Genomic DNA, 12,551 nt, shown 5'->3' with positions numbered 1-12,551 from the left:
GCTTCTCCGGTATGTGCGAGTGTCGGGTCAGATGGTCCGTACAGGGGCGGGCGGTTGACCCGTTCGAGCTGCCCGCCCCGTACCCGGCTACTGCTCGGCGCGCTGCTCCGTACGCAGCCGGAACCAGTAGAAGCCGTGGCCCGCCAGGGTCAGCAGGTACGGCCACTCGCCGATCGGCGGGAAGCGCACATCACCCGTGAGCTCCACCGGGACCCGTCCGTTGAACGACCTCAGGTCCAGTTCGGTGGGCTGCGCGAAGCGCGAGAAGTTGTGCACGCACAGCACCAGGTCGTCCCCGAACTCGCGCAGGAACGCGAGTACCGCCGGGTTGGACGAGGGCAGTTCGGTGTACGAGCCGAGTCCGAAGGCCGGGTTCGCCTTGCGGATCTCGATCAGCCGGCGGGTCCAGTGCAGCAGTGAGGAGGGCGATGCCATCGCGGCCTCGACATTGGTGACCTGGTACCCGTAGACCGGGTCCATGATGACCGGCAGGTTCAGCCTGCCCGGATCACAGGAGGAGAAACCGGCATTGCGGTCCGGGGTCCACTGCATGGGCGTGCGCACACCGTCGCGGTCGCCCAGCCAGATGTTGTCGCCCATGCCGATCTCGTCGCCGTAGTAGAGAACCGGCGAACCGGGCAGTGACAGCAGCAGGGCCGTGAACAGCTCCATCTGGTTGCGGTCGTTGTCCAGGAGGGAGGCGAGGCGGCGACGGATGCCGATGTTGGCCCGCATCCGCGGGTCCTTGGCGTATTCGGCGTACATGTAGTCGCGCTCTTCGTCCGTGACCATTTCGAGGGTGAGCTCGTCGTGGTTGCGCAGGAAGATCCCCCACTGGCAGCGGTCCGGGATCGCCGGGGTCTTGGCCAGGATTTCGGAGACGGGGTAGCGGGACTCTCTTCGGACGGCCATGAAGATGCGCGGCATGACGGGGAAGTGGAAGGCCATGTGGCATTCGTCCCCGCCCGTCGTGAAGTCGCCGAAGTAGTCGACGACGTCCTCGGGCCACTGGTTGGCCTCGGCGAGCAGCACGGTGTCCGGGTAGTGCGCGTCGATCTCGGCCCGGACCCGCTTGAGGAGCTGGTGGGTGCGGGGCAGGTTCTCGCAGTTGGTGCCCTCCTCGGCGTAGAGGTAGGGCACGGCGTCGAGGCGGAACCCGTCGATGCCGAGGTCGAGCCAGAAGCGCAGCGCGGAGATGATCTCCTCCTGCACGGCCGGGTTCTCGAAGTTGAGGTCCGGCTGGTGCGAGAAGAAGCGGTGCCAGTAGTACTGCTTGCGTACCGGGTCGTACGTCCAGTTCGAGGTCTCGGTGTCGACGAAGATGATGCGGGCGTCCTGGTACTGCTTGTCGTTGTCCGCCCACATGTAGTAGTCGCCGTACGGCCCGTCGGGATCCTTGCGCGACTGCTGGAACCACTCGTGCTGGTCGCTGGTGTGGTTCATGACGAAGTCGATGATCACCCGCATGCCGCGGGTGTGCGCCGCGTCCACGAACTCCACGAAGTCGGCGAGGTCGCCGAACTCGGGGAGCACGGAGGTGTAGTCGGAGACGTCGTAGCCCCCGTCGCGCAGGGGCGAGGCGAAGAACGGCGGCAGCCACAGGCAGTCGATGCCGAGCCACTGGAGGTAGTCCAGTTTGGCGGTGAGCCCCTTGAGGTCCCCCACGCCGTCGCCGTTGCTGTCGTGGAAGGAGCGGACGAGGACCTCGTAGAAGACGGCCCGCTTGAACCAGTCGGGATCGCGGTCCTTGGCGGGGGTGTCCTCGAAGGTGTCGGGGACGGGATCGTTGATCATCATGTGGTGGGTGACCCTCCGGTGGGCGGGGACGGTCGCAGAGCGGCCAGTACGTGCGCGGGCGTGCGGCCCGGTTCCAGGCGCACGTAGTTCGCCCTGCCCCAGTGATAGGTCTCGCCGGTGAGCTCGTCGCGCACCGCGAGGGACCCGTGCCAGTCGAGGCCGAGTACCGGCATGTCCAACGACACCGTCGCCTCCTGGGTGTGGTGCGGATCGAGGTTGACGACCACCAGTACGGAATTGGCTCCGGCGTGCTTCGAATAGGCGATCACCTGTTCGTTGTCGGTCGTGTGGAAGTGGATGTCGCGCAGTTGCTGGAGCGCGGGATTGCGGCGGCGCATCCGGTTCAGGGCCGTGATGAGCGGGGCGATGGTGCGGCCCTCGCGGTCGGCGGCGGCCCAGTCGCGCGGCCGGTACTCGTACTTCTCGGAGTTCAGGTACTCCTCGCTGTCCTCCCGGACCGGCTCGTTCTCGCAGAGCTCGTAGCCGGCGTAGACCCCCCACGCGGGGGAGAGGGTGGCCGCGAGCACGGCCCGCACCTCGAAGGCGGGGCGGCCGCCCTTCTGGAGGTACTCGTGGAGGATGTCCGGGGTGTTGACGAAGAAGTTCGGCCGCATGACGGAGGCCGAGGGGGTGGCGGCGAGCTCGGTCAGGTACTCGGTGAGCTCGGCCTTGGTGTTGCGCCAGGTGAAGTAGGTGTACGACTGCTGGAAGCCGACGGCCGCGAGCGCGCGCATCATCGCGGGCCGGGTGAAGGCCTCGGCCAGGAAGATGACGTCCGGGTCGGACTTGTTGATGTCCGCGATCACCTTCTGCCAGAAGGCCACGGGCTTGGTGTGCGGGTTGTCGACGCGGAAGATGCGGACGCCGTGGTCCATCCAGTGCCGCAGGATCCGGCAGGTCTCCTCGACGATGCCGGCCATGTCGGTGTCGAAGTGGATGGGGTAGATGTCCTGGTACTTCTTCGGCGGGTTCTCGGCGTACGCGATCGTCCCGTCGGCGCGGTGGCGGAACCACTGCGGGTTCTTCTCCACCCACGGGTGGTCCGGGGAGCACTGGAGGGCGAAGTCCAGGGCGATCTCCAGGTTCAGCTCGCGGGCGCGCGCGACGAAGGCGTCGAAATCCTCCAGGGTGCCGAGGTCGGGGTGGACGGCGTCGTGCCCGCCCTCGGTGGAGCCGATGGCCCACGGCACGCCCGGGTCCCAACTCCCGGCGGAAAGGGTGTTGTTGGGTCCCTTGCGGTAGGTGCTGCCGATGGGGTGGATGGGCGGCAGGTAGACCACGTCGAAGCCCATGGCGGCGATGGCCGGCAGCCGCTCGGCGGCGGTCCGGAAGGTCCCGCTGACCGGGGCCCCGCCGGGCTCGACCACGGCCCCCTCCGACCGGGGGAACATCTCGTACCAGGACCCGAAGAGGGCGCGCTTGCGCTCGACCAGCAGCGGGAGGGGCTTGGCGGCCGTGACCAGCTCGCGGTACGGGCGCCTCGCGAAGGCGGCGTCGACGGCGGGATCGAGGGCGGCGGCGTACCGGTGGGCGACCTCCAGGTCCTCGTCCCGCATGGTCTCGGCGGCCGCGAGCACGGCCCCGCGGCCGTCGCGCTTGGGGATCCTGGTGCCGGCCCGCTCGTAGAGCTCGGCACCTTCGAGGAGGGTGAGGCCGGTGTCGATCCCGGCGGGGATCTTGACGGCGGCGTGCGCGCGCCAGGTGGCCACCGGATCGCTCCACGCCTCGACGGTGTACGTCCACCTCCCCTCGACCTCGGCGGAGATCCGGGCCCCCCACCGGTCGGTGCCGGGGGCGAGCTCGCGCATCGGCACGGGGGGCCGCAGCCGCCCGCTCGGGTCTCGGAGCACGACGTGCGCGGCGACGGCGTCGTGTCCTTCGCGGAACACGGTGGCGGAGATCTCGAATACCTCGTCCACGACCGCCTTGGCGGGTCTGGCGCCGCAGTCGACGGCGGGGCGGACGTCCAGCACGGGAATGCGACCGATCATGATGGGCTCACCTGGGGGCAGTTCGCAGGGCTCGGTGACGGGCCAGCCGGAATCACGGCTGGTAGTGCACGCTCTGTTCGCTCTGTTTCTAGCCGCTCGGTGGACGGCTGGGCTGCGGGCATGGCCGCTCCTGTCCGCGTTCACTCGGGTGGCGGGGAGAGGTTGGGGGCGGGTGCGCCGTGCGGGTACCACGTGTACCCGGGGAGCCCTTCCCACTCACACCCCGCCCAATCCGCGCGCTTGGTTAACTACTCGTACGTAGTGGCGAGGGCAATGGACAGCGCTCGGCCGACATCCGCCGGGGCTCCGTCAAGTCGGCCAGGACTACCTGATGTAGGGACACGCCACGCGGACCCCGCCTGTCACTCGACCCCCGCACGGCTCACGGGACGACGTCCCCAAAGCGGAGGAACGCCGCAAATGCCCGTGCATGAAGTCCGCCCGTACCGCCAGTGGGCCCGCCGCAGTTCGGCCGAATCACCCCCGCCCCGCAATCCCCGGGCCCCCGGCCTGTACGGCCACCGATCTCACAGTGTGGGACGGGGTCCCGGGGCCGGGAGGTGGAGGAGGCGGGTGGCCCGTCCACCGGCGCGAGGCCCGCCGGAGGCGCCATGGTCGTGCGGCGGGGGCGGCGCTAGCCTTCCGGGGGTCGATGCGCGGATGCACAGCGTGGTGCGGCCGCCCGGATCCGTCATCCCCTGCGAAGGTGGAACACGTGAAGGCTATCCGTCGATTCACCGTGCGCCCCGTCCTCCCGGAGACCCTGCTGCCGCTCGCCGATCTCGCGCGCAATCTGCGCTGGTCGTGGCATGCCGAGACCCGCGAACTCTTCCAGACCGTCGACCCCGAGGGGTGGCAGGCCGCCGGCGGCGATCCCGTCCGGCTGCTCGGTGCCGTCTCCGCCGACCGGCTCGCGGAGCTGGCCGCCGACCGGAGGTTCCTGCGGCGGCTCGCCGTCGCCGCCGCCGACCTCGATGACTACGTCAACGGCGGGAGGTGGTACCAGAGCCGGGAGAACGGCCCGGAACTGCCCGCCGCCCTGGCCTATTTCTCCCCCGAATTCGGTATCACCGCCGCCCTGCCCCAGTACTCCGGCGGCCTCGGCATCCTCGCCGGGGACCACCTGAAGGCCGCCAGCGACCTCGGCGTCCCGCTCATCGGGGTGGGCCTGCTCTACCGGCACGGCTACTTCCGCCAGTCCCTCTCCCGCGACGGCTGGCAGCAGGAGCACTATCCCGTCCTCGACCCCAACGAACTCCCCCTCGACCTGGTCCGCCACGAGGACGGCACCCCGGCCAGGGTCTCGCTGACCCTGCCCGGCGGCCGCGCCCTGCACGCGCACATCTGGCAGGCCCGCGTCGGGCGCGTACCGCTGCTGCTCCTGGACTCCGACGTCGAGGACAACGACGCCGCCGCCCGCGAGGTGACCGACCGGCTCTACGGCGGCGGCAGCGACCACCGGCTGCTGCAGGAGATGCTGCTGGGGATCGGCGGGGTGCGTGCCGTGCGCGCGTACTGCCGGATCACCGGGCATCCGGACCCCGAGGTCTTCCACACCAACGAGGGCCACGCCGGCTTCCTGGGGCTGGAACGCATAAGGGAACTGGAGCGGGAGCACGGCCTCGGCTTCGACGCCGCCGTCGAGGCGGTCCGCGCCGGCACTGTGTTCACCACGCACACCCCCGTCCCGGCCGGCATCGACCGCTTCGAGCGCGCCCTGGTCGCCCGGCACTTCGGGGAGGGCGGCGAGCTGGACGGCGTACCCGTCGACCGGATCCTCGAGCTGGGCGCCGAGTCCTACCCCGGCGGCGACCCCGGCGTCTTCAACATGGCCGTCATGGGACTGCGCCTGGCCCAGCGGGCCAACGGGGTGTCCACCCTGCACGGCGCGGTCAGCCGGGAGATGTTCGCCGGGCTGTGGCCCGGCTTCGACGCCTCCGACGTGCCCATCACCTCCGTCACCAACGGGGTCCACGCCCCGACCTGGGTGGCCCCCGAGGTCGTCCGGCTCGGCGCCCGCCAGATCGGCCCCGGGCGTACGGAGGACGCGCTGTCCGTCGGCGGCTCCCCGCGCTGGGACGCGGTCGCCGACATCCCCGACCAGGACGTGTGGGACCTGCGCCGCGTCCTGCGCGAGCAGCTGGTCCAGGAGGTACGGGACCGGCTGCGCGCCTCCTGGCGCCAGCGCGGGGCCGCCGACGCCGAACTGGGCTGGGTGGACTCCGTACTCGACCCGGACGTCCTCACCATCGGCTTCGCCCGCCGGGTGCCCTCGTACAAGCGCCTCACCCTGATGCTGCGCGACCCGGACCGGCTGCGCAGGCTGCTGCTCGACCCCGACCGGCCGGTGCAGATCGTGGTCGCGGGCAAGGCGCACCCCGCGGACGACGGCGGGAAACGGCTCGTGCAGGAGCTGGTGCGGTTCGCCGACGACCCGCGGGTGCGCCACCGCATCGTCTTCCTCCCCGACTACGGCATGGCCATGGCGCAGAAGCTCTACCCGGGCTGCGACGTCTGGCTGAACAACCCGCTGCGGCCGCTGGAGGCGTGCGGGACCAGCGGGATGAAGGCCGCCCTGAACGGCTGCCTCAACCTGTCCGTGCTGGACGGCTGGTGGGACGAGTGGTTCGAGCCCGACTTCGGCTGGGCCATCCCGACCGCCGACGGGCTCGGCGCGGACGAGGACCGCCGCGACCACCTGGAGGCGAGCGCCCTCTACGAGCTGATCGAGGGCCGGGTCGCGCCCCGCTTCTACGACCGGGTCGGGCGCACCGGACTCCCGGTGCGGTGGATCGAGATGGTCCGGCGCACCCTGGTCTCGCTCGGCCCGAAGGTGCTGGCAGGGCGGATGGTCCGGGAGTACGTGGAGCGGCTCTACGCGCCGGCCGCGCTGGCCCACCGCGCCCTCACCCCGGAGGCGGCGGGCGACCTCGCCTGGTGGAAGGGCCGGGTCCGGGCGGCCTGGCCGCGGGTCGGCGTCGAACACGTCGAGGCCCTCGCGGCGGCTCCCGTCGACGGCACGGCCGAGCTGGGGGCCACCCTCACCCTGCGCGTCCAGGTGTCCCTGGACGCGCTCGCGCCCGAGGACGTGGAAGTCCAGGCCGTCGCCGGGCGGGTGGACCCGCAGGACGTGATCCGGGACGGCCGCGCCTTCCCGCTCAAGCCGGCCGCCGGACCCGACATGGAGGGCCGCTGGGTGTACGAGGGCCCGCTCGCCCTCGACCGTACGGGGCCCTTCGGCTACACGGTCCGCATCCTGCCGACGCACCCGCTGCTGGCGACCCCGGCCGAACTGGGCCTGGTCGCGGGCCCGGTGGACACCGACGCGGGAGGCGGCGTACTCCTGCGCTAGACGGCTCGGTTCAGGGGGCGGGCGGCGGGTCCACCAGCCGCCCGTCCTCCACGAGCATCCCGGCCCGCTTGACGCTGCGCAGGGTCGGGATCACCTCGACCCGGTCCACGCCGTCCACCGCGCCGATCCGCTCGGTCAGATACCTGTAGAGCGCGTCGGTGTCCCGGCACACCACCACCGCCATCAGGGAGGCGGCCCCCGTCACGGCAGCGGCGAACGCCACCTCGCGGTGGCTCGCCAGCGCCGCCCCGACCTCCGCCAGCCGGGCGGGCGGGACGGTCAGCACCAGCGTCGCCTCCGCCTCGTAGCCGAAGTGCGCCGGGTCGAACTCCACGTCGAAGAAGACGGCCCCGACATCGCGCAGCCGCTCCAGCCTGCGGCGGGCCGTGGACTCCGACAGGCCGGTGGCGCGCGCCAGTTCCGGGTACCCGGCGCGGCCGTCCCGCCGCAGCACCGCGAGCAGCGCCGACTCGGCCTCGTCCAATGCGTACCGCTCCGGCCCGGGCTCGACCGGCGGCCGCTCCAGGGCCGCGATCTGGTCCGGGCCCAGCAGGTCCGTACCCGTCCACGCGTCGGGCCCGCCGAAGAACTTCCGCAGGATGGTGTGGGCGCTGATGCCGGTCACCCGGCGGGTACGCGGCAGCTTGTCCAGCAGCAGCGCGTCCCGGTCCTGGCGGGTACGGGCCCGGGTCATGCAGTGGATCTCCGTACCGCCCGAGTTCAGGGTCACCCACGCGATGTCCGGGCGGCGGGCGAGCGCCTCGGCCACCGGGAGCGCCGCGTCGGGGGCGCACTGCACCCGCAGCCAGGACTCGAACAGCCCGACGCGGCTGCCCTGCGGCAGCCCGACGACGCGGATCAGGCCGGTGGTCCGCAGCCGCCGGTAGCGGCGTACGACGGTCTGGTCGGAGACCTCCAGCACCTCGGCGATCCGGCTGAAGGCGGCCCGGCCGTCGATCACGAGGGCCTGGACCAGGCACTGGTCGAGCTTGTCCAGCTCCGTCTCGTTCATGGTTTCCATCATGCCAGGGGCTCCGATGAGGGAAATCCGGCAGGAACGTGCTGCTGGGTGGGGGGTGGGGGCGGGGCGCTGAGACCTTGGGGCCACCGGGGCGCGCCCCCGCGCCTCCGCTTCCGGCCTCCGCCCCTTCCTGATCCGAGGAGACTCCCGTGCGTAAATGGCTGCCGCTGACGGCCGTCTGCCTAGGGGCTTTCATGCTCCTGATCGACGTCACGATCGTGACCGTCGCCCTGCCCGACATGGCCGCCGACATGCGGAGCGGATTCGCCGGCCTCCAGTGGGTCATGGACGTCTACGCTCTCGCCCTGGCCGCCCTGCTGCTCGGCGCGGGCTCGCTCGCCGACCGGATCGGCCGGCGCCGCGTCTACCTCGGCGGGCTCGGCCTGTTCGCCGCCGCCTCGCTCGCCTGCGGCCTGGCCACCGGCCCGGCCGCGCTGATCGCCTTCCGCGCCGTCCAGGGCGTGGGCGGGGCCGCCATGTTCGCCACCACCATGGCCCTGCTCAGCGGGGCCTACCAGGGCCGCGACCGCGGGGTGGCCTTCGGCGTCTGGGGCGCGGTCAACGGGGCCGCCGCCGCGGCCGGGCCCATCATCGGAGGGCTGCTGACCGAGCACTTCGGGTGGCGCTGGATCTTCTTCATCAACCTGCCCGTCTGCGCGCTGGCCGTCTACGTCACCCTCAAGGCGGTCGCCGAGTCCCGCGATCCGCACGCCACCCGCCTCGACCTGCCCGGCATGGCCACCTTCACCGCGGGCGCGGGGGCCCTCACGTACGCCGTGATCCGCGGCGGGGAGAACGGCTGGAGCTCCGCCACCACCCTCGGGCTGCTCGGTTTCGCCGCGGCCGCCTTCGCCGGCTTCGTCCTCGTCGAACTGCGCGGCCCCCACCCGATGCTGGACCTCTCCCTCTTCCGCAGCCGCACCTTCGTCGCCGTCATGGCCGCCGGACTGCTGCTGTCCGGCGCCGCGTTCTCGTACCTGATGTACGTCTCCCTCTGGCTGCAGTCCGCCGAGGGGATGGGCCCCGTCGGCGCGGGCCTGGTGCTGCTGCCGCTGAGCGCGGCCGGGTTCGTCGTCGCCGCGGCGGCCGGGCGGCTGCTGCACGGGGTCTCGCCCCGGCTGACCATCGGCGGCGGGCTGCTGCTGATCGGCGTGGGCGCACTGCTCCAGGCCTGGATGCTGCACGCCGGGGACGGCTGGGCCGTGCTGGTCCCGGGGCTGCTCGTGACGGGTGTGGGGGTGGGCGCCGCGACCCCGGCGCTGGCCGCGACCGCCATGGCGGCCGTGACCCCGGCCCGGGCGGGCATGGCCGGCGGGGCACTGAACACCGCCCGGCAGTTGGGCACCGCCCTCGGCATCGCCGTGCTCGGCGCGGTCTTCCACGCCGGGCTGCGCTCGGGCCTGGGCGGGGGCGGTCGGGGGCTGTCGGAGGCACTGGCCGCCGGCGGCGCCGGGCGGCTGCTCGACGGGGCACCGGCCGGGGCGGCCCGCGACACCCTGACCGGGCTGGTGGAGGCCGCCTTCGCGAGCGGCCTGCGGGACACCTTCCTGGTCTCGGCGGCGATGGGGCTGGCCGGCGCCCTGGCGGTGTTCCTGCTGATCCGCGGAACCTCCGGCACGGCGGCCGTGCCGCGCCCGGCGGCGGCTCCGACGGCCGAGCGCACCGCGGCGGCGCGGTCGTAACGCGACCCCGCCATAAGGCGGGTGGCCGGGCATCTGACGGGTGAACCTTCGAACGCGCTGCGCACGCCGAATCGTTTCGGCACAGGGGTCCGCTCCTACGCTGCCCGCGGATGCCACCGGACCCGGTATCCGCGGAACCCGAGAAACGGACTCCTTATGCGTCTTCGCACCACCGCCGCCGTGTTCGCCGGCGCCCTCGCGCTCGTCCTGCCCACCGCCGGCCCTTCGCTGGCCGACGATCACGGCGGCCGCAGCCTGGGCACGCTCCACTACCGGTTCGTCGACCAGGACGGCGAGGACCGCAGCGGGCAGATCCGGCCCGCGGAGAACGACACCTGCTACGTGCTCACGCGCACCTCCGAGGAGGAGCCGGCCGTCGAGGTGGTGAACGAGACGAAGTCCCTCGCCGAGCTCTACGACAACCGCAGCTGCGACGGCAAGGCGAAGCGGACACTGCGGCCGGGCGAGCGGGCACGGCACGTGGAGGCCGTCTCGGTCTTCTTCAAGCCGGTCGTGGAGGACGGCGCGAGCCGTCCGGACGAGGGCCGCGGCGACTGGACCGGCCGCGACGACGAGGGCCGCGGGGAGCAGGGGCGTGACGACCAGGGTCGCGATGACCAGGGCCGGGGCGAGCAGGGGCGTGACGACCAGGGTCGCGGCGACCACGGCCGTGACGACCACGGCCGTGACGACCAGGGCCGGGGCGACCAGGGCCGTGACGACCAGGGCCGGGGCGACCACGGCCGTGACGACCAGGGCCGGGGCGAGCAGGGCCGTGACGAGCAGGGTCGCCCGGACAACGGCGGTCGTGAGGACCAGGTCGCGGCCCCGGACAACGGCGGTCGTGAGGACCAGGTCGCGGCCCCGGACAACGGCGGTCGTGAGGACCAGGCCGTAGCCCCGGACAACGGCGGTCGCCCGGACGGCGCCATGGGCGACGAGGAGGAAGAGGAGGAGCCGGAGGAGGACATCTTCAACGTGATCTTCCGCGCCATCCCCTGACCCCGCACTCCTCGCACGGACGGGCCCGGCACCCCGCACAGGGGCGCCGGGCCTCCGTGCGTCAGGCGGCGGGTGCCGCCTCGGGCGCCAGCCAGTCCACGACCTCCGCCGCCGTATAGGGCCGCGCGTCCGGCGAGAGGCCCGTCAGGAAGGACAGGTCCTTGGCGATGGTCACCAGCGGGGGCTCCACCCGGCCGCCCGGCCGCCGCTGCGCCAGCCCGATGGTGGCCAGCAGCCCGTTGCACAGGCATCGGCGGCCCTTCGCGTCGGCCGCGTCACCGCTCTTGCGGACGTACGAGGCCACCGGCTCGGCCGCACACCGGTAGGCCAGGCCGCGCGGTCCCCGTACCGGAGTCCGCCGGAAACCCAGATCGCACACTCGGCGGCGGGCCGCCGCCACTTCGGGCTCGGAGACCGTGCCCGGCAGCTCCGCCACCTTGAAGGGGAACGACGTCGGCGAGGCCTCGGGGTCGTTGCGCACGGTGAGGGTGCCGGCCAGGGCCCGGCCGCGCAGCTCCGCGCGCAGGTGGGGGCCATGCCCGACTCCTCGCACAGCGCGAAGGCGCTGCCGATCTGCACCCCGGCCGCCCCCTCGGACCGCGCGGCGGCGACGGCCTCCGGGGAGGCCTGGCCGCCGGCGAGCCAGAACGGCAGCCCGAGCGCCGCCATTTTCGCGAGATCGGGATGGTCGCGCGGACCGTAGACCGGCTGGCCGTCCTCGTCGAGCCGCATCGGCCCGCGCGGCGGGGCGCTGTGCCCGCCCGCCCCGCTGGTCTCGATCACGAAGCAGTCGGGGCGCGTCGCCTCGTCGCGGGCCAGGTAGGCGGCCAGCACCGGCAGGGGCACGATGGCCAGCACGTCCGGGCGGCGCAGCGGGCCGGGAAGATGCCCGGCGAGGAGCGCGGCCGGGTCGAAGAGGTGGTCCAGCGGCTGCTCCTCGTCCGCGACCGCGATCCGGGTCACGCAGGCTTCGTAACGCGCCAGTCGCGAGACGAGGGCCGGGATCTGACCGGGGACTCCCGCGCCCACGAGCACGTAGTCGACGCCTGCCAGGATCGCGCCGAACTCCCCCAGCTACCGCTGGGAGGTGCCCCCAGCGGGGGCGGTGGCCAGTTGGATCTTCTCCAGGTAGTTGATGCCGACGACGCCGTCATGTCCCTCCTTCGCGAGCCAGACCTCGGCGAAGTTGCCGAGGACGGTGAGGATTTCCGCCTGGGCCCCTCCCCCAGACTCCGTCCGGGGGGACCCCCAGGACGCGCGCAGCCGCGGGGTGGTCCGCATCGGGACGCCCTCGTCGAGGCCGTCCTCGCGGAAGTAGCAGTCGAGCGCGGTCTGCGCGAGCTCGGGCAGCGGGAAGGCGGCCAGCGCCCGGCGGACGTGCCCGCCCGGGTCGCCGGTCTGGAGCACGCGGGCCAGGACGACGTCCAGCGCGGTGCCGGAGACCACGCCCAGCTGGCCGGTCCGGGACACGGCCCGGGCCAGCCGCCAGCCGGAGACCCCGACGCCCATCCCGCCCTGGATCAGCCAGGGGCGCCGTGCGGCGGCGGGAGCGGTCGTGGGGGGCTGCGGCATGGGGCACGTCCGTCACTCGGTGGGTCACCCGAACCTACGCTTCCGTAGGTTCGCTCGGTTTCAGTCTCCCCGCACGGGGACACGCGGACCGGCGCCGAAAGTCCCCGGCCCGGGGGGAGGTGGTCCCGAACGGA

The 12,551-nt window shown here is 72.8% G+C and carries 8 protein-coding genes and 1 pseudogene; 3 read left to right on the top strand and 6 right to left on the bottom strand.

The genetic code is table 11. The features are described from left to right. Positions 1 to 87: 87 nt before the first annotated feature. Complete coding sequence (gene treS / locus ACGFYU_RS24665; protein ID WP_393829486.1) at positions 88 to 1,797, bottom strand: maltose alpha-D-glucosyltransferase; 1,710 nt, start codon at positions 1,795 to 1,797, stop codon at positions 88 to 90. Then, a complete protein-coding gene (locus ACGFYU_RS24660) occupies positions 1,794 to 3,788 on the bottom strand; it encodes a maltotransferase domain-containing protein (RefSeq protein WP_393829485.1) in 1,995 nt (664 codons plus the stop codon). Before ACGFYU_RS24660 ends, treS begins: the two co-directional genes overlap by 4 nt. 715 nt (positions 3,789 to 4,503) lie before the next feature. On the opposite strand from ACGFYU_RS24660, the gene glgP reads away from it, so the two are divergent. Then, on the top strand, positions 4,504 to 7,140 hold the full coding sequence (gene glgP, locus ACGFYU_RS24655; RefSeq protein WP_393829484.1) for an alpha-glucan family phosphorylase: 2,637 nt from the start codon (positions 4,504 to 4,506) through the stop codon (positions 7,138 to 7,140). A 10-nt stretch (positions 7,141 to 7,150) separates the two neighbouring features. Here glgP and ACGFYU_RS24650 read toward each other — a convergent pair whose 3' ends face one another. After that, positions 7,151 to 8,152 carry an Lrp/AsnC family transcriptional regulator gene (locus tag ACGFYU_RS24650; protein WP_393829483.1) on the bottom strand — a complete coding sequence of 334 codons (1,002 nt, stop codon included), beginning with the start codon at positions 8,150 to 8,152 and terminating at the stop codon, positions 7,151 to 7,153. Positions 8,153 to 8,310: 158 nt separating this feature from the next. Between ACGFYU_RS24650 and ACGFYU_RS24645 the strand changes: the two genes are divergently transcribed. Both ACGFYU_RS24645 and ACGFYU_RS24640 read left to right on the top strand, forming a co-directional pair. After that, entirely contained in the window at positions 8,311 to 9,843 is a 1,533-nt protein-coding gene (locus ACGFYU_RS24645; protein WP_393829482.1) for an MFS transporter, read from the top strand. Between the two features lie 156 nt (positions 9,844 to 9,999). Continuing rightward, positions 10,000 to 10,845: a hypothetical protein gene (locus ACGFYU_RS24640; protein WP_393829481.1), complete on the top strand. Its 846-nt coding sequence runs from the start codon at positions 10,000 to 10,002 to the stop codon at positions 10,843 to 10,845. Between the two features lie 61 nt (positions 10,846 to 10,906). On the opposite strand, the gene ACGFYU_RS24635 is transcribed toward ACGFYU_RS24640, so the two are convergent. The 3 genes and pseudogenes from ACGFYU_RS24635 to ACGFYU_RS24625 form a co-directional block, all read right to left on the bottom strand. Further along, on the bottom strand, positions 10,907 to 11,398 hold the full coding sequence (locus ACGFYU_RS24635) for a hypothetical protein (RefSeq protein ID WP_393829538.1): 492 nt from the start codon (positions 11,396 to 11,398) through the stop codon (positions 10,907 to 10,909). Between the two features lie 35 nt (positions 11,399 to 11,433). Continuing rightward, positions 11,434 to 11,628: pseudogene (locus ACGFYU_RS24630) on the bottom strand (hypothetical protein); the annotation flags it as partial. A gap of 291 nt (positions 11,629 to 11,919) precedes the next feature. Further along, positions 11,920 to 12,417: a hypothetical protein gene (locus ACGFYU_RS24625; RefSeq protein ID WP_393829480.1), complete on the bottom strand. Its 498-nt coding sequence runs from the start codon at positions 12,415 to 12,417 to the stop codon at positions 11,920 to 11,922. Positions 12,418 to 12,551: the final 134 nt, after the last annotated feature.

The sequence above is a fragment of the Streptomyces sp. NPDC048337 genome (assembly GCF_043201175.1).
Lineage (GTDB): Bacteria > Actinomycetota > Actinomycetes > Streptomycetales > Streptomycetaceae > Streptomyces.
This window is presented reverse-complemented; position numbering and strand designations above follow the sequence as displayed.

Excerpts from the sequence above, each read along its gene's own strand:
- ACGFYU_RS24650 (WP_393829483.1), bottom strand. The coding sequence starts at position 8,152 with ATGAACGAGACGGAGCTGGACAAGCTCGACCAGTGCCTGGTCCAGGCC.
- ACGFYU_RS24660 (WP_393829485.1), bottom strand. The coding sequence starts at position 3,788 with ATGATCGGTCGCATTCCCGTGCTGGACGTCCGCCCCGCCGTCGACTGC.
- ACGFYU_RS24640 (WP_393829481.1), top strand. The coding sequence starts at position 10,000 with ATGCGTCTTCGCACCACCGCCGCCGTGTTCGCCGGCGCCCTCGCGCTC.
- ACGFYU_RS24625 (WP_393829480.1), bottom strand. The coding sequence starts at position 12,417 with ATGCCGCAGCCCCCCACGACCGCTCCCGCCGCCGCACGGCGCCCCTGG.
- treS (WP_393829486.1), bottom strand. The coding sequence starts at position 1,797 with ATGATGATCAACGATCCCGTCCCCGACACCTTCGAGGACACCCCCGCC.